Source organism: Streptomyces sp. NBC_01244, assembly GCF_035987325.1.
GTDB lineage: Bacteria > Actinomycetota > Actinomycetes > Streptomycetales > Streptomycetaceae > Streptomyces.
Genome location: NZ_CP108488.1, coordinates 8,126,736 through 8,142,013 on the forward strand (window position 1 = coordinate 8,126,736; position 15,278 = coordinate 8,142,013).

General features: G+C 72.6%; 17 protein-coding genes and 1 tRNA gene. 10 read left to right on the forward strand and 8 right to left on the reverse strand.

Annotation, left to right across the window (positions count from 1 at the left end):
- The first annotated feature begins 7 nt into the window (after positions 1-7).
- Positions 8-412 (forward strand): MmcQ/YjbR family DNA-binding protein, encoded by a 405-nt coding sequence (locus OG247_RS36150; protein ID WP_327256181.1) that lies wholly within the window; start codon positions 8-10, stop codon positions 410-412.
- Here OG247_RS36150 and OG247_RS36155 read toward each other — a convergent pair.
- Together OG247_RS36155 and OG247_RS36160 are read right to left on the reverse strand one after the other, a co-directional pair.
- On the reverse strand, positions 399-1,298 hold the full coding sequence (locus tag OG247_RS36155; protein WP_327256182.1) for a transketolase family protein: 900 nt from the start codon (positions 1,296-1,298) through the stop codon (positions 399-401). The genes OG247_RS36150 and OG247_RS36155 overlap by 14 nt on opposite strands.
- Before the next feature lie 12 nt (positions 1,299-1,310).
- A complete protein-coding gene (locus OG247_RS36160) occupies positions 1,311-2,015 on the reverse strand; it encodes a transketolase (protein ID WP_327256183.1) in 705 nt (234 codons plus the stop codon).
- Positions 2,016-2,149: 134 nt separating this feature from the next.
- On the opposite strand from OG247_RS36160, the gene OG247_RS36165 reads away from it, so the two are divergent.
- A tRNA-Pro gene (locus OG247_RS36165) sits at positions 2,150-2,226 on the forward strand.
- Positions 2,227-2,300: 74 nt separating this feature from the next.
- Here the strand turns inward: OG247_RS36165 and OG247_RS36170 are convergent.
- Both OG247_RS36170 and OG247_RS36175 read right to left on the reverse strand, forming a co-directional pair.
- Entirely contained in the window at positions 2,301-2,570 is a 270-nt protein-coding gene (locus OG247_RS36170; protein ID WP_327257757.1) for a hypothetical protein, read from the reverse strand.
- A gap of 35 nt (positions 2,571-2,605) precedes the next feature.
- Positions 2,606-3,178, reverse strand: coding sequence for an RNA polymerase sigma factor (locus OG247_RS36175; protein ID WP_327257758.1), 573 nt, complete (start codon positions 3,176-3,178; stop codon positions 2,606-2,608).
- Between the two features lie 275 nt (positions 3,179-3,453).
- Here OG247_RS36175 and OG247_RS36180 point away from each other — a divergent pair, with 275 nt between their 5' ends.
- The 3 genes from OG247_RS36180 (at position 3,454) to OG247_RS36190 (ending at position 6,144) form a co-directional block, all read left to right on the forward strand.
- Complete coding sequence (locus OG247_RS36180; protein WP_327256184.1) at positions 3,454-3,756, forward strand: ArsR/SmtB family transcription factor; 303 nt, start codon at positions 3,454-3,456, stop codon at positions 3,754-3,756.
- Positions 3,753-4,145: a VOC family protein gene (locus tag OG247_RS36185; RefSeq protein WP_327256185.1), complete on the forward strand. Its 393-nt coding sequence runs from the start codon at positions 3,753-3,755 to the stop codon at positions 4,143-4,145. Before OG247_RS36180 ends, OG247_RS36185 begins: the two co-directional genes overlap by 4 nt.
- A 133-nt stretch (positions 4,146-4,278) precedes the next feature.
- A complete protein-coding gene (locus tag OG247_RS36190) occupies positions 4,279-6,144 on the forward strand; it encodes a hypothetical protein (RefSeq protein ID WP_327256186.1) in 1,866 nt (621 codons plus the stop codon).
- On the opposite strand, the gene OG247_RS36195 is transcribed toward OG247_RS36190, so the two are convergent.
- Both OG247_RS36195 and OG247_RS36200 read right to left on the reverse strand, forming a co-directional pair.
- Positions 6,128-7,225, reverse strand: coding sequence for an NUDIX hydrolase (locus OG247_RS36195; protein WP_327256187.1), 1,098 nt, complete (start codon positions 7,223-7,225; stop codon positions 6,128-6,130). The genes OG247_RS36190 and OG247_RS36195 overlap by 17 nt on opposite strands.
- Positions 7,226-7,371: 146 nt before the next feature.
- Positions 7,372-8,007, reverse strand: a complete 636-nt coding sequence (locus OG247_RS36200; RefSeq protein WP_327256188.1) for a LysE/ArgO family amino acid transporter — start codon at positions 8,005-8,007, stop codon at positions 7,372-7,374.
- Between the two features lie 70 nt (positions 8,008-8,077).
- On the opposite strand from OG247_RS36200, the gene OG247_RS36205 reads away from it, so the two are divergent.
- The 4 genes from OG247_RS36205 (at position 8,078) to OG247_RS36220 (ending at position 11,596) form a co-directional block, all read left to right on the forward strand.
- Entirely contained in the window at positions 8,078-8,974 is an 897-nt protein-coding gene (locus OG247_RS36205) for a LysR family transcriptional regulator ArgP (protein ID WP_327256189.1), read from the forward strand.
- A 132-nt stretch (positions 8,975-9,106) separates the two neighbouring features.
- Positions 9,107-9,499, forward strand: a complete 393-nt coding sequence (locus OG247_RS36210) for a TOBE domain-containing protein (RefSeq protein ID WP_327256190.1) — start codon at positions 9,107-9,109, stop codon at positions 9,497-9,499.
- Positions 9,500-9,779: 280 nt separating this feature from the next.
- A complete protein-coding gene (gene corA / locus OG247_RS36215) occupies positions 9,780-10,868 on the forward strand; it encodes a magnesium/cobalt transporter CorA (RefSeq protein ID WP_327257759.1) in 1,089 nt (362 codons plus the stop codon).
- A gap of 101 nt (positions 10,869-10,969) precedes the next feature.
- On the forward strand, positions 10,970-11,596 hold the full coding sequence (locus tag OG247_RS36220) for a GNAT family N-acetyltransferase (RefSeq protein ID WP_327256191.1): 627 nt from the start codon (positions 10,970-10,972) through the stop codon (positions 11,594-11,596).
- A gap of 40 nt (positions 11,597-11,636) precedes the next feature.
- On the opposite strand, the gene OG247_RS36225 is transcribed toward OG247_RS36220, so the two are convergent.
- Positions 11,637-12,635, reverse strand: a complete 999-nt coding sequence (locus tag OG247_RS36225) for a methyltransferase domain-containing protein (RefSeq protein ID WP_327256192.1) — start codon at positions 12,633-12,635, stop codon at positions 11,637-11,639.
- Between the two features lie 297 nt (positions 12,636-12,932).
- Here OG247_RS36225 and OG247_RS36230 point away from each other — a divergent pair, with 297 nt between their 5' ends.
- Complete coding sequence (locus OG247_RS36230) at positions 12,933-13,778, forward strand: chitosanase (RefSeq protein ID WP_327256193.1); 846 nt, start codon at positions 12,933-12,935, stop codon at positions 13,776-13,778.
- Here the strand turns inward: OG247_RS36230 and OG247_RS36235 are convergent.
- Entirely contained in the window at positions 13,751-15,178 is a 1,428-nt protein-coding gene (locus OG247_RS36235; protein ID WP_327256194.1) for a glycosyltransferase family 87 protein, read from the reverse strand. The two genes, OG247_RS36230 and OG247_RS36235, sit on opposite strands and share 28 nt — an antisense overlap.
- Positions 15,179-15,278 lie beyond the last annotated feature (100 nt).

Consider the following 15,278-nt stretch of genomic DNA (forward strand, 5'->3'; position numbering starts at 1 on the left):
TCGGGGGATGGCCACGACGGCGGAGGACGTCCGGAGGATCGCGCTGTCGCTCCCGGACAGCAGCGAAAAGCCGGCCTGGGGCATGCCCACCTTCAGGGTGGGCGGCGGGGCGAGCGGGAAGAGCGGGAAGATCTTCGCGGCGCTGGCCGACGACGACACGTCGATCGGGGTGAAGTGCCCCCAGGAGGACCGCGCCGAGCTGATCGAGGCGGAGCCGGAGAAGTTCTTCATACGGCCCGGTCACGACGACAACTACGCGTGGCTCCGGGTCCGGCTCGCGGCGGTGGAGGACGCGGCGGAGCTCCGTTCGATCCTGACCGACTCCTGGCGCCAGGCGGCTCCCAAGCGCCTGGTGGCGGCCCATCCGGACCTGGACCGCCCCGCGCCGAAGGGGCCGGTCACCTCGTCATGAAGGCGGAGATCCGCGCGCGCAGCGCGGCCGGGTCGAGTCCGTGGGCCGCCGTGTGCTCCTCGATCGTGCCGTAGCGGCGCAGCTCGCCGCGGCCGACCCCGAGGCCGAGCACCCGGTGCGGCACCGCTTCGAGTGCCTGGTTCGCGGCAGCCGTGGAGGTCCCGGCCAGGTACGGCTCGACCAGCACCACGTCGGCCGGGCCGGGCCCGACGGCTGCGCGCAGTGCCGCGTCGTCGAAGGGCCGTACGGTCGGCGCGTACAGCACGCTCACCTCCGTGCCCTCGGTCGCGGCGAGGACGTTGTCGAGCAGCGGCCCGACGGCCACGACGACGCCCGCACGGCCCTCCCGTACGGTCTGGAACCCCGGGCCCGTGATGGGGCGGGCCGCCGTGTTCGACTGCGCGGAGAGCCGTACGTAGACCTTGTCGTCCCCGGCGGCGTAGGCGTGGCGCAGTAGCGCCTCGGCCTCGTCCGGATGGCCCGGGACGTGCACGGTCCAGCCGTCCAGGGTGTCCAGCAGGGCCACGTCACCCGGAGCCATGTGGGTGAACCCGCCGGCCGGCCAGTCGTAGCTCGCGCTCGCGCTGACGAGCACCCCGCCCGTGCCCTGGTGCCCGAAGTCGAGCTTGACCTGCTCGAAGGGCCGCTCCACGAGGAAGCTGGCGAAGGTGTGCACCACCGGGCGCAGCCCGGTGAGGGCCAGGCCGCCGCCCACGCCGATCAGCAGCTGTTCGCGGATGCCGACGTTGATCACGCGGTCCGGGTGGCGGTCCCGGGCGGGCCGGAAGCCGTCCATGGTGATCTCGGCCAGCACGAGGGCCAGCCGGGGATCCTCGTCGAGCGCCCGCGACGTGACCGAAATGAACCGTTCGCGCATGGTGTCCATGTCTCCCCCTCTTCACTGCTTCTTCTCGACCCGGGCGACCACGGCGTGCGGCCGGCCCGGATGAGGTGTGGTGTACGCCGTGTGCAGCGCCGCGTGGTCCCGGCCGTCCACGGTGACCGCCGACCAGCCGGCCGCCTCGAAGCGGGAGGCGATGCCGCCCCGCCAGCCGTGGGTCGCGGAGTCGTTGTCGATCACGATCGTGTGCAAACGCTCCAGACCGGCCGAGCCGGCGTACGCGATCGCCTCGTGGTTGCTTCCCTCGTCCAGCTCGGCGTCCCCGATCAGCACCCACACGGCCGGGTCGGTGAGCCCTTGGGCCCGCAGTCCGAGCGCGCTCCCGACGGCGAGCGGCAGCCCGTGTCCGAGGGAGCCGCTGCCGATCTCCACGCCGGGGATCAAGGTGCGGTCGGGGTGGTGCCCGAGGGGCGAGTCGTACGCGCCGAACCCGCTGAGCCAGGCGACGGGGAAGAACCCCTTGGCCGCGAGCACGGCGTAGTAGGCCATCGGCCCGTGCCCCTTCGACAGCAGGAACCGGTCCCGTCCCGGATCCCCGGCGCTGGCGGGCCCGACCCGCAGGACCCGGTCGTAGAGCGCCCACAGGGCGTCGAGCGTGGAGGTGGCGGCGGGACCGTGCTTCTCGGCCCCGGTCATGAGGGCCATGAGGCCCCCCAGGTCTTCGTAGCGGAAGCGGGTGTCCGCGGGTGCTGTCGGTGTCATGGACCGATCGTGCAACCTCAAGCGCGCTTGAGGTCAACACTCCCCGGGGAAGAAAGGTGCGCGCGACCACTGCCGGAAGTGCGGTATCGTTCTCCTGCGCGTTCAACCAGGGGAAACCCCAGGTCAACGGGCATCGGGACGTGGCGCAGCTTGGTAGCGCACTTGACTGGGGGTCAAGGGGTCGCAGGTTCAAATCCTGTCGTCCCGACCATGCGGAAACGCAAGGTCGGAGGCCGTTCTCTCATCCACGAGAGAACGGCCTTTCGTGTGTCCGGGGCCTGTCGGCTACTGCGCGGCCTTCAGCGTCGGGTGTGCCTTGGTGAGGGTGCAGGCGCCGTCCTCGCACTGTCGCTCCAGGCGGCCGTGGGAGATGGTCTGCGCCAGGCCGACCATCCAGCACGTGGGGCAGCCGCGGAAGGCGACGAGGGCCAGCGGGGCCGCCAGCAGGGTCACCGGGCCGACGGCGGGCACCAGGGCGATCGAGCCGATGATCAGCCCGAAGCCGATGGCGCCGCGCGCCAGGTGGCGCGGGACGGACGTGCTGGCGAAGTTCATTTCGGGCGCCGCGGATGGTGCGGGCTTCACGGTGTTCACCGTCGTGGGTCTCCTTCGGCTGATGGGTCGATCGCTTCCAATGAGTGGCGCAGTGCCGCGCGCGCTCGGTGCAGCCGCGATTTCATCGCGGCGGTGCTCAGGCCGAGCGCATCGGCGACGGACTTGCCCGGCAGGCCCCGGACGTCGCGCAGGATCAGGACCTGCCGCTGGTCGCGGGGGAGGGCGCTGAGCGCGGCCGCGATCCGCTCGGCCTCCAGCCTGTGCAGCACGGCGTCCTCGGCGGACGGTTCCGCGGACGCCGGCCGGGTCGGCGGTTCCTCGCTCCGCGCGGAGAGCAGCCGTATCTGCCGGAGGCATTCGTTGCGCACGATCCGGAACATCCACGAGGCGAGGGCGCCGGTGGCCCGCAAGGTGCCGATCTTCCGGTAGAGGATGATCAGGGCCTCCTGCGCCGCGTCCTCCGCGTCCTGCGGCGAGGCGCAGAGCGACAGGGCGAACTTGCGCACATGGGGCTGCGATTCCATGACCACGGTGGTGAGTGACGTGACGTCGCCGTCCTGAGCGGCCCTGATCAGCCGCTCGTCCGGCCAGGGGAAGCGTTGGTTCATGGTGCTCATTCCCGGATGGTGTCCCAAGGTGTCCCGCGCCGGGATCTGGTCAGACCCGGCTCTTGTAGCGCCGCAGCAGGTGCCAGCTGCACGCGCCCACGAGCAGGGCTCCGATCACTACGAGGCTGGTGATCATCATGGGTGTTTCCTCCTGGTCCTGTCGGCCCGTTCGGCCGGTACACGGACAAGAGGCGGCGGGGCCCGAAAAGGATTCGCGGCCGGCCGAAGTCTTCCTCGGGTTGATAGGCAAGTGATTGCTTGCCTATCCTGTGGTGGTGGCCGACGAACTCTTCAGAGCCTTGGCCGACCCGACCCGCCGCACCATCCTCGACGAGCTCGCGGAGAAGTCCGGGCAGACACTGTTCGAGATCTGCTCGCGGCTGACGATGAAGCACCGGCTCGGCATCTCGCGCCAAGGCGTCTCCCAGCACCTCGCCGTGCTGGAGGCCGCAGGACTCGTCGAGACACGGCGGGAGGGCCGGTACAAGTTCCACGACCTGAACACGGCCCCGCTGCGGCAGATCGCCGAGCGGTGGCGCATCCCCGACCCGTCCGGACCGGAAGAGAGCACCCCATGAAGATCCACCTGACCAGCGTCTTCGTCGACGACCAGGCCAAGGCCCTGCGCTTCTACACCGAGATCCTCGGCTTCGTGAAGAAGCACGACGTCCCGCTGGGCGGGCCGGACCGGTGGCTGACCGTGGTCTCGCCCGACGAGCCCGGCGGCACCGAACTGCTCCTCGAGCCCGCCGGTCACCCGGCCGCCAGGACCTACCGCGACGCGCTCGTCGAGGACGGCATCCCGCTCGCCCAGTTCGCCGTCGACGACGTCAAGGCGGAGTACGAGCGCCTGCGCGGCCTCGGCGTCCGCTTCACGCAGGAGCCGCTGGAGATGGGTCCCGTCACGACGGCCGTCTTCGACGACACCTGCGGCAACCTGATCCAGCTCGCGACCGAGCCGAAGTAGCGGCGTCGCCGCGGTCCACTCGGATTTCGCTGTGCCCATGCGAACCGCGTGGCCTACTCTGCGGTGATCCACGCCCTGGACACCCGCAGAAGGACTCACCGTTCACATGTCTCACCGAAGAGCCGGTGCACGAGTGCCCCGCGCACTCACCGCCATCCTCACGCTCGTCCTCCCGCTCACGGCGGCAGACCTGCTCTCCGCACCGGGTGCGGCCGCGGCGACCCCGACCAAGCCCGAGGTCATCAGCGCCGGAGCCTTCGCAGGGAGCTGGGCGCCTTCCGCCGATGGCAACAAGCCCGTCCCTTGCAACGGCTTGACGGGTAACGGTGGCCTGGCACTGATCGCGAACCTGCGCGACGGCGACGGCGGCACCGTCACCCCTCGGTTCGTCGTCACCACCGCCGCGGGTGCGGCCGTACCGGTTTCCCACGTCACCACCGTGCCCAGCGGAGGCACGGCGACCGCAACGGTCCTCGCCCAGAACCTCCCCACCGGCACCTACAAGTGGAAGGTCCGCGCAAAGGACCAGGAAGGCGCCTACAGCGCCTACACCGGCGAGTGCGCCTTCCGCGTCGACGCGAACGCGCCCGCGGACCCCGTCACCGTCACCAAGGCGGACGGCACCGCCCTCACCACGCAGCAGGCGCGCACCAAGGTGCGCCTCACGTTCAAGAACCCGGCCACCGACCTCGCCGGGTTCTGCTGGTCCATGGACCGTCCCGTCTCCGTGTCCGGCACTCCTTGTGAGGGAGCCAACTGGATTCCTCTCGCCCATGGCGTCACGGAAGCCACGGTCGACGTCCGCCTCACGGTCTTTCCCCAGCACACTCTGTACGTCCACGCCCTCGACAAGGCCGGCAACCACTCGCCGACCGGGGGTGGCGTCGATGCCACGGTGCTGAAGACATCCCCGGCATCCTTCGTCTACCCGGCCGGGCAGACTCCGCTGAACGGGACGCGCGCGGACCTCCTCGGCGACCTCAATGGCGACGGCTTCGTCGACCTGCTCGGCCCCGAAGCGGACGGCGGTTTGCGCTTCTACGCCGGCAACGGAGCCGGCCGCGTGCAGATGCGCGTCGTCGCGGACTCGGGCTGGAAGGGTGCGCTGATCGCGCACGGCGGTGACTTCGTCGGCTTCGCCGGCCCCACGGCCGTCCCCGACGGCTATGAGGACGTCATCGCCCGCTTGAGCGACAAGAAGCTCTACGTCTACCCCGGCAACGGTTTCGGCGATTTCTCGCACGCCAACCGCCGGGAGCTGACCCCGCCCCCCGGCCTCGGCTCCATGGGCTGGGGGCGAATCCAGCAGATCATTGCCCCCGGCGATCTGGATCAGCGCACCGATGCCGACTTCAGGAAGGGCAACGACCTGGCCGTCGTCGAATGCGTGGACGACGCCTGCTCCGGTGCCCGCCTGCGCATCTATTCCGGACGGACCATAGGCGGTTCAGGCGCGGACCAGAGCAAGCCCTTCGACTTCCAGAACCCCGGTTTCACCGGCGGCAACACCTGGAAGAACTACACGATCCTCGGCATCGGGGACCAGAACGGCGACGGGGTCAAGGACGTCCTCGCCCGCAACAAGATCGACGGGAAGCTGTACCTCTATCCCGGCAAGATCGGCACGGACGGCACCTTCGGTCTCGCGTCCCGCGCCGTCTACGCCGCCGGGGGCTGGCAGACCGCCAACCGTCCGCTGATCGTCAGTCACGGCAATGCCCAGGGCACCGTCGTCAGCAAGACGATCACCGACGACGGCCAGGTCATCCCGTACAAGCAGTTCCAGCCCAAGGCGGGTGACGAGCAGGGCGACCTGTGGGCCACCACTCCGGCCGATCCCAAGCTCGTGGTGAACTACGTCACCAGCACGGGTGCGCCGGCCACCACGACCTGCCCCAGCGGATGCCTGCTCTTCCATCCGGGTGGTCCCACCGGACTCAAGGCGCCCCTGCTGGTCGGCGGGAGCGGCTGGGCCACCGGCGTCACTCAGCTCTTCTGAGCTGATCCACCCGCCGGCCGGCGTGCAGTTCGAGGGGGCCGACGGCCGCGGCGCGGGCGGTGAGGCAGGCTTCGATCTGGCGGCGGAGCGCCGGTTTGGTGAAGCGGCGCAGGTCGGCCGGGAGGACCGCGCGCCATTCGAGGAGCTCCGTCTCGGGCAGCCGGATCCGGGCCAGGGTGGCGGCGTCCAGGGTGCCGCCGTCGTAGAGGAAGCGGACCCGGGCCGGATAGCCGGACCGGTGGGACCAGTTGACGGCGAGCAGCGCGCCGGGTGCGAGGTCGAGGGCGAGCTCCTCGAGGACCTCCCGGCGGGCCGCGGCGCGCGGGATCTCGCCGAGGTCGCTGTCGATGCCGCCGCCGGGCAGGTTCCAGTGGTCGGGATCCCCGTACGCGGGCCGCACCAGCAGGACCCCGCCCGCGGCGTCGGTGAACAGCACGCTCGCCGCCGTGAGGGCCTTGGGGCGGGCGGCGCGGTGGCCGGCGGTGTCGAAGGCGCCCGCGTGTTCCAGCTCCGCCCGGCGGGCCGGGTCCAGGCCGGCGGGGGAGCCGGGCTGCGGTACCCCGTCGATCAGGTGGGCGAGGGAGCCGGAGTACAGGGCTGCCAGGGCGGCGCGCAGGCGGGACGCCTTCCGGCTGCCCAGGGCCTCGTAGGCCTCGTCCGGGGTGAGCCAGCGCGCCTCGGTGACCTCCCCGTCGGGGAAGGACATCGCCGAGATCTCTTCGGGCGCGAGTGGTCCGACGAGGTGGACGTGGACGACGAGAGAGCGGCCGAGGGGCCCCGGTGGGCGGGAGTCCACGGCGAGCAGCCGCCCGACCGGCACGCTCAGGTCCAGCTCTTCCTTCAGCTCGCGGGCCAGCCCCTCCTCCGGGGTTTCGGTGTCCTCCACGCCCCCGCCGGGGAGCTCCAACTCCGCCTTGTACGAGGTGGTGAGGACGAGGACCCGCCCGCGCGGGTCCAGCACGATCCCGGTGGCGGCCACGAGGGGGGAGGGCTGGGCGGCGTAGTAGGCGCGGACCGAGTCGCCGTACGGGGGCGAGGGTGGCGGGGACGAGGGCGGCGGGGACGCGGGCTGATCCGGCACGGGGGCTCCTGGAGGTGCGGGGCGGGGCAGGGTGATCCGTACCCACTCGGGGAGTGTCCATGGGGTGGACCTCCGGGGACGGTGGCGGAGCGGATGCGAGCCGAGCCGATGAGCCGCGTGGTGGTGGGCGCACGGGGTGGCGGGGTTCAGGCCCGGGCGAGGAGCAGGCCGCCCATCGTGACCATGGTCGCCGCGACGAGCCCGTCCAGTGCCCGCCAGGCCGAGGGCTTGCCGAGCGGGCCGCTGAGCAGCCGGGCGCCGTAGCCGAGCGCGCCGAACCAGGTGAGGCTCGCCAGGACGGCCCCGGCGCCGAAGGCCCAGCGCAGGTCGCCGCGGCCGGCGGCGATGGACCCGAGCAGCAGCACGGTGTCGAGGTACACGTGCGGGTTGAGCCAGGTCATGGCCAGGCAGGTCAGCACGGCGCGCCGGGTGGTGGCGGAGCCGGCGGCCCTGCCGGTGGAGTCCCCGGCGAGGGCGGCGCCCGGGTCGGGGCGCAGCACCCGGCGGGCGGCGAGGGCTCCGTAGCCGATCAGGAAGACGCCGCCGACGAGGCCGACGAGGGTGAGGGCGGGCGGCCAGGCGGTGACGAACGCGCCGACGCCGGCCACGCCGAGGGCGATGAGTGCCGCGTCCGAGAGCGCGCAGATGGCGACCACGGCGAGGACCGACTGGCGGCGTACGCCCTGGCGCAGGACGAAGGCGTTCTGGGCGCCGATGGCGACGATGAGGGAAAGTCCGGTGCCGAAGCCGGCGAGGGCCGCCGCGATGATGCCGTGTGTCATGCCTTCGACCGTAGGCAGCGGCGCGGTGAGGAGTACAGCTAAAGATTCTTACGTACCATTAGCCGGTGTGATGGATGAGCTGCCTGTCGACCAGGTACGGACCCTGCTCGCGGTGATCGACGAGGGCACCTTCGACGCGGCGGCCGCCGCCCTGCACGTGACCCCCTCCGCCGTCAGTCAACGCGTCAAAGCCCTGGAGCAGCGGACCGGGCGGGTGCTGCTGATGCGCACCAAGCCCGTACGGGCGACCGAGTCCGGGGAGGTCGTCGTGCGCTTCGGCCGACAGCTCGTCCGGCTGGAGCGCGACGCGCGGGCCGAGCTCGGCATGGCCGAGGGCCTGGGGCCGGTACGGCTGCCGATCGCGGTCAACGCGGACTCGCTGGCCACGTGGCTGCTGCCCGCGCTGGCGGGGGTGCCGCAGGATCCGCCGGTCTGCTTCGAACTGCACCGGGAGGACGAGGCGCACGCGACCGAACTGCTGCGGGACGGACGCGTGATGGCGGCGGTCACCTCACAGCCGGCGCCCGTGGCGGGGTGCACGGTGCGCAGGCTGGGGGTCGCGCGGTACCTGCCGGTGGCGAGCCCGGCCTTCGCGGCGCGGCACCTGCGGGAGGCGGTGGAGCGGGACCTCCGCGGGGCGCCGGTCGTCGTGTTCGACCGGCTGGACCTGTTCCAGGACGAGTTCGTGCGGCTGGTGACGGGGGACGCGGGCGCCAGGGCCTCGGAGGTCCGCCACTACGTGCCGACGTCGGAGGGGTTCTGCGATGCGGTGGTCGCCGGGCTGGGCTGGGCGATGCTGCCGCAGGCACAGGCCGGCCCACGGGTGGAGTCGGGGGAGCTGGTGGTGATCGCGCCGGGGCGGACCCTGGACGTACCGCTGTACTGGCAGCAGTGGAAGCTGGAATCGCCCGCCCTGTCGACGGTCGCGGAGGCGATCGCGCGGGCGGCCGCGGCGGCGCTCGACTAGCGGGCGGGAGTCGTACGGGGCCCTGCGGGAGCCGTGCCGGGGCCCATCTGGGGCCCATCTGGGGCCCGCCGGGGTCGAGTCCCGGCCCCCTGGCCTGCGAGGACCGGTCGGGGGAGGGCTTAGGCTGCGGGCATGGAGTCCTACACGATCGGCCAGGCGGCCCGGCTGCTCGGCGTCAGCGTAGACACGGCCCGGCGGTGGGCCGACGCGGAACGGTTCCCGACGCGTCGGGACGGTACCCGTCGGATGGTCGACGGGCCGGACCTGGCGGCGTTCTGCGTGGAGGTCGCGCAGGAGGGCGGCGAAGGCGAGGGGGCCCCGTACACCTCGGCACGCAACGCCTTCCCCGGCATCGTGACGGGCGTGAAACTGGGCACGGTCGACGCACAGGTGGAGATCCAGGCCGGACCGCACCGCGTCGTGTCGCTGCTGACCCGGGAGGCCGTGGAGGAACTCGGCCTGGAGGTCGGGGCGAGGGCGACGGCTCGGGTGAAGTCCACGAGCGTCTTCATCGACCGCGCCTGAGCGGCGGTTGCCCGCGCGAGGGCGCCCGCGCCCGCCGTGCCGGGAGCGGTATCCGGGAACGGACGTAAGCCTCGTCTCCGGTGCTGCCGAACCCTGCGGGGCGGACCGGCTGCGCGCGCCCTCACCCGGGCGACCCGGCCCGCCCGGCGTGCGGAGATCCGTAGCCGCGTGGACCCGGGAGCCCCGGAGCCCCGGAGCCCCGTAGGTCTGTGGTCCCGCGGTCCGCGTGCCGGTGGCACACTGGCCGGTGTTCCGCCGAAGGGGAGTACGTCCGTTGTCCATGTTCAGCAACCTGCGCCGGGTCGTGCGCCGCAGCTACCGGCGGGCCGTCGACCTCAGTCACCCGGTCCGCTCCCCGCTCGGCAGTGCCGTCGTCAACTGCATCGTGTACCGGGAGGGCGTGCGCCAGGACGGCCACGGCCACGCCGATGTCGGCGAGGCGCTGCGCCGGGTCCGCAAGACGGGCGAGGGTTTCGTCTGGGTCGGCCTGCACGAGCCCTCGCAGGAGGAGCTGGCCGGGCTCGCCGAGTTGCTGGGCCTGCACCCGCTCGCCGTCGGGGACGCGGTCCAGGCCCACCAGCGGCCCAAGATCGAGCGCTACGACGAGACCCTCTTCGCCGTGTTCAAGACGGTGCGGTACGTGGAGCACGAGGAGCTGACCGCGAACAGCGAGGTGGTGGAGACCGGCGAACTCATGGCCTTCGCCGGCAACGACTTCGTCATCACCATCCGGCACGGCGGCCGGGGCACCCTCGGGTCGGTCCGCGAGGAGTTGGAGGCCTTCCCCGAGCACCTGGCCAAGGGGCCGGTCGCCGTCCTGCACGCGCTGGCCGACCACGTGGTCGACGAGTACGTGGCGGTCACGGACGCGGTGCAGAACGACATAGACGCCGTCGAGACCATGGTCTTCAGCGAGCACGGGGGCCGCGGGGACGCCGGCCGGATCTACCAGCTCAAGCGCGAACTGCTGGAACTGCGCCGGGCGGTGGCCCCGCTGGGCCGGCCGCTCCAGCAGCTGAGCACCCTGCCCATTGCGGTCATCCCGCCGGAGATGCGCACCTACTTCCGGGACGTCGCCGACCATCTGACCCGCGCCACCGACCAGATCAGTGCGTACGACACCCTCCTCGACTCGATACTGCAGGCCCATCTCGCGCAGGTGACCGTCGCCCAGAACGAGGACATGCGCAAGATCACCGCGTGGGCGGCGATCATCGCCGTCCCGACGATGGTCTGCGGGGTCTACGGCATGAACTTCGAGCACATGCCCGAACTGCACTGGACCTACGGGTATCCCCTCGTGCTCGGGGTGATGGTCGTCGCGTGCTTCGTCATCCACCGGGGCTTCCGGCGCAACGGCTGGCTCTGACCGTGCCCTGCCGGGGCGGCGGAAAACCGGGTGAGGGCGCCCGGCCACGCCGATAGGGTCCGCGTGTTGGCGCGCAACCACGAGGAACGGGCAGGTCGGACATGCAGCAGGTGGACGCGGACGAGGCGGCGACGGCGGAGCTGACCGGGGAGCGGGTGCGGCTGGAGCCGCTGGAGATCCGCCACCACGACGGCCTGTGCGAGGCGGTCCGCGACGGCAGTCTGTGGGAGCTCGCGGTGACGATCGTCCCGCACCCGGACGATGTCCGGGGCTTCATCGAGGACGCGGTCGCGGCACGGGCGGCAGGCACGCAGATCCCGTACGCGACCGTGGACGCGGCGACGGGCCGGGTCATCGGGTCCACCCGGCTGATGGTGATCAACACGGCGAACCGGCGGCTGGAGATCGGCTGGACCTTCCTCGCCGCGTCCTGGCAGCGGAGCGGTGCGAACGCCGAGGCGAAGCTGCTGATGCTGACGCACGCCTTCGAGGCGATGGGGATGAACCGGGTCGAGCTGCTCACGGACGTGCGGAACGAGAAGTCGCGGGCGGCGATCACCCGGATCGGTGCGAAGCACGAGGGCGTACTGCGCCACCACATGGTCATGCGGGACGGCTGGATCCGCGATACGGCGGTCTACAGCATCACGCGCCCGGAGTGGCCGGACGTGAAGCGGGGCCTCCTGGACCGCCTGGCGGCTCGGACCGCCGGCCGCTCCGAAAGCTGAGCGGAGCCCCGCTCCAAGGCTGAGCGGAGCCCCTGCGGGGTCAGCGGGTGGCGCGGGTCAGGAAGTGGGTGGGGGCGTCCTCGTACGTGGCCACGTGCCAGCCCGCCGCTTCGAGGGCCGGTCGGAGGTTCGGTTCGGCGGTGAAGTCGCCGGGCTCGTCGGGGCTGACGGCGCGGCCGTGGCGGGCCGCGCGCTCGGCACGGCCGGAGGGGTGGAAGAGGAGCAACTCCCCGCCGGGGGCGGTGACCCGGGCCCACTCGCGCAGGGCGGCGCCGGGATGCGGCAGGTGGTCCAGGAGCCCGGCGGCGAAGATGCCGTGGACGGCGCCGGCCGGCAGCGGGAGCCGCCCGCAGTCGGCGAGCAGCAGCCGCGCCGGGCCGCCGTGGCCCGCGCGGGCGGCGGCCGTGAGCATGGCGTGCGTGAGGTCGACGCCGATGACCGTGCCGGCGGCTCCGACCAGGGCCCGCAGCGCGGGCAGGGCGCGGCCGCTGCCGCAGCCCAGGTCGAGGGCGCGCTGCCCGGGGCGCAGCCGCATCCGGGCGACGGCGGCCTCGTAGGCCGGGGTCTGGTACGCGAACCGCTCCTCCCAGGCGGCGGCCCGGGGCGTGAAGAAGGTTCGGGTGGCGGTGGTTTCGGCCCGCCCGGCGACCAGCTCCGCGAAGCGGCGCAGCAGTTCGCGGTCGGCCTCGCCGGGGACGGGCAGCCCCCAGGCGCTGGCGCCCACGCGGAAGCCGTGCGGCGCGGAGCCGCCGCCGAGCACCGGGTCGGTGCTGTCGCCCCCGGCGCCGCGCGTCGCACCCGCCGCCTCCGTGAGCAGCCGGGCCCCTTCGCCCAGCGCGAGGACGGGCACTTCGGCGGCCAGCGCGGGCCCGACGAGGGGGAGGGCGGCAGGGGTGGCGCCCGGGGAGAGGACCACGGCGTCGATCCCGGTGAGGGTGACCGGCAGGGGGTCGTCGGCGTCGTTCCGGCACGCGTGGATCCGTAGCCCGGCCGCCTCGATGGCGGCGGTGGGTGCGTCTCCGATGACGAGGACGGCCATCGGCGCCTCCCTTTCCCGCGTCGTGCTCGTGCCTGCTCTCGTGCGTGCGCCGACCTGCTCCGCGCTCGCACTGGCCTGCAGTGGGCTTTTCGTTGATGGTGCACATGAGGGTCTACTGGCCAGAATCAGCCGCATCTGCGTAAGCATGCCCTGTGCAGCCTCTCATATGCCAGGCATGGGCAGGCCGAAATCCGCCCGGCCGGAGCGGGCCGTGCCGGGGTCTTGAGGTCGCGGGACTTCTGGTAGTAAAGTTTCCTAACGAAGTCGCCCGAGCATCAACTCCCTCATGGAGGCACTGTGTTCACCCCCCACCGCAAGCGGCTGGCCGTAAGTACCCTGCTCGGCGCCGCCCTTCTCGCCGTGCCCGTCACCGCCCACGCGACCGCCTCCGCCACCACTGCGGCACCGGCCGCCGCGCAGGTGTCGGCCGCCGCCGTCGGACTCGACGACCCGGCGAAGAAGGACATCGCCATGCAGATCGTCTCCAGTGCGGAGAACTCCTCGCTGAACTGGAAGGCGCAGTACAAGTACATCGAGGACATAGACGACGGCCGCGGCTACACGGCCGGCATCATCGGCTTCTGTTCCGGCACCCACGACATGCTCGAACTCGTCGAGTACTACACGCAGATCAAGCCGGGCAACGTCCTCGCCAAGTACCTCCCCGCCCTGCGGAAGGTCGACGGCAGCGATTCGCACGCCGGCCTCGACCCCAACTTCACCAAGGACTGGGTGAAGGCGGCCTCCGACTCCGTTTTCAAGAAGGCCCAGGACCACGAGCGCGACCGGGTCTACTTCAACCCGGCAGTGAGCCGGGGCAAGTCCGACGGCGTCGGCGTGCTCGGCCAGTTCACCTACTACGACGCCATCGTCATGCACGGCGACGGCGACGACTCCACCAGCTTCCGCAACATCCGCAAGCGCGCCCTCACCAAGGCCAAGCCCCCGGCCCAGGGCGGCAACGAGACCACCTGGCTCAACGCCTTCCTCGACGCCCGGGTCTGGGCGATGAAGCAGGAGGAGGCGCACAGCGACACCAGCCGGGTCGACACGGCCCAGCGGGTATGGCTCAAGAAGGGCAACCTCAACCTCAACACCCCCCTGGACTGGAAGGTTTACGGGGACCCGTTCCACATCGGCTGACCGCTCCGCGGAGCGTGAGGCGGCGGCCCGGGGTGGACTCCTCTCCCTCCCCGGGCGGCCGCACGCCGCCGCAGCGCCCATCCCACGAGCACGGCCGCGCCCGCCAGCCCGTACGCCACCGGGATCGTCGCCCCGCCCAGCGCGCGCACCGAGACGTACGCCGCCGCCCCGGCGACCGCCACCCCCAGCCACTCGGCGCGGCCGTCCAGCGCCACCAGCGCGATCAGCAGCAGCGCGTACCAGGAGTACCCCGGAGTCATCAGCAGGAACGCCGTACCCGTCACCAGCAGCGCCGCGCTCCACGGCTGCCGCGGATCCCCGCGCCGCCAGACGTACGCCGTCACGCCCAGCATCCCGACCGCGACCGCGGGCACCGACCAGGAGTCGGGGAGCACGAGGCGCAGCAGCGCGTAGCGGCCGCCCGCGCCCGGGTCCTCGTACCCCTCCTCCTCGGCGTAGCCGCCCAGGTACCCGAAGACCGACGCGCGCGAGGCCAGCACGTACGGCAGGTACGCCAGGCCCACCACCGCGGCCGCGGGCAGCAGCAGCGCCGCCGCGTCCCGCCACCGCCGTACGCCGGCCAGCGCGCCCGGCAGCAGCACCGCGGGCAGCAGCTTCGCCGCGATCGCCAGCCCGAACAGGGCTCCGCCGAGCGGACGTCGGCGCACCACCACCCCCAGCGCCGCCACCGACAGCAGGACGGCGAGCCCGTCGACATGCGCGTTGTTCACCGCCTCCACCGCCACCGCGGGACACCAGGCCCAGTACGCGGCGGTACGCGGCCGCGCGCCCCGGCGGCGCTGGACCAGCAGCAGCGCCCCCGTGACGGCGAGCGCCAGCAGGGCCCCGCCGGTCTGCAGGGCCTTGTGGCGCACGCCCGCCGGGGACAGGGCGTGCACCAGCCCGAACCACCCCTCCGCGACGGGCGGGTAGACGGTGTGCACGGTGGGCCGGTTGACGCGGGTGCACACCCCCGGCTCGACGACCACCCGGTCGGGCCCCGCGCAGGCGGCCGCGCCGCGCGGGAACAGCCACTCGTCGCGCAGGGCGCGCAGCGCCGGATCGGCGGGGGCATGGTCGTACGGGGAGATCCCGGCGGCCTGCACCCGCCCGTCCCAGGCGTAGCGGAAGGAATCGGTGCTGGTCAGGGGCGGCCCGGAGAGTCCCGCGGCGCAGACGGCCAGCGCACCCGCCAGCACGAGCGGGACCACGTACCGCTCGGGCACCCGCCGCAGCGACCAGGCGGCCGCGCCGAACAGCGTCCAGGCGGCGGCGTACCACCAGATGAGCCGCGCGGGGTCGGCGAAGTCGCCCTCCTCGCCGACGGCGGGCACGAGCACGGCGGTCAGCGCGGCGAGCAGCAGCACGGTGAGGAGGGTCCGGGCACGGGGGTGGTCCATACGGGCCAGCCTGGCAGCGCGGGGCGCCGCCGGGCGGGCGACCCGGCCCGGCGTCCGCGTTTCGTAAGGTGTCGGGCCGCCCGCGCGGGGCCCGGCGGCG

Excerpts from the sequence above, each read along its gene's own strand:
- OG247_RS36150 (WP_327256181.1), top strand. The coding sequence starts at position 8 with ATGGCCACGACGGCGGAGGACGTCCGGAGGATCGCGCTGTCGCTCCCG.
- OG247_RS36155 (WP_327256182.1), bottom strand. The coding sequence starts at position 1,298 with ATGGACACCATGCGCGAACGGTTCATTTCGGTCACGTCGCGGGCGCTC.
- OG247_RS36160 (WP_327256183.1), bottom strand. The coding sequence starts at position 2,015 with ATGACACCGACAGCACCCGCGGACACCCGCTTCCGCTACGAAGACCTG.
- OG247_RS36170 (WP_327257757.1), bottom strand. The coding sequence starts at position 2,570 with ATGAACTTCGCCAGCACGTCCGTCCCGCGCCACCTGGCGCGCGGCGCC.
- OG247_RS36175 (WP_327257758.1), bottom strand. The coding sequence starts at position 3,178 with ATGAACCAACGCTTCCCCTGGCCGGACGAGCGGCTGATCAGGGCCGCT.
- OG247_RS36185 (WP_327256185.1), top strand. The coding sequence starts at position 3,753 with ATGAAGATCCACCTGACCAGCGTCTTCGTCGACGACCAGGCCAAGGCC.
- OG247_RS36200 (WP_327256188.1), bottom strand. The coding sequence starts at position 8,007 with ATGACACACGGCATCATCGCGGCGGCCCTCGCCGGCTTCGGCACCGGA.
- OG247_RS36205 (WP_327256189.1), top strand. The coding sequence starts at position 8,078 with ATGGATGAGCTGCCTGTCGACCAGGTACGGACCCTGCTCGCGGTGATC.
- OG247_RS36210 (WP_327256190.1), top strand. The coding sequence starts at position 9,107 with ATGGAGTCCTACACGATCGGCCAGGCGGCCCGGCTGCTCGGCGTCAGC.
- corA (WP_327257759.1), top strand. The coding sequence starts at position 9,780 with ATGTTCAGCAACCTGCGCCGGGTCGTGCGCCGCAGCTACCGGCGGGCC.
- OG247_RS36220 (WP_327256191.1), top strand. The coding sequence starts at position 10,970 with ATGCAGCAGGTGGACGCGGACGAGGCGGCGACGGCGGAGCTGACCGGG.
- OG247_RS36225 (WP_327256192.1), bottom strand. The coding sequence starts at position 12,635 with ATGGCCGTCCTCGTCATCGGAGACGCACCCACCGCCGCCATCGAGGCG.
- OG247_RS36235 (WP_327256194.1), bottom strand. The coding sequence starts at position 15,178 with ATGGACCACCCCCGTGCCCGGACCCTCCTCACCGTGCTGCTGCTCGCC.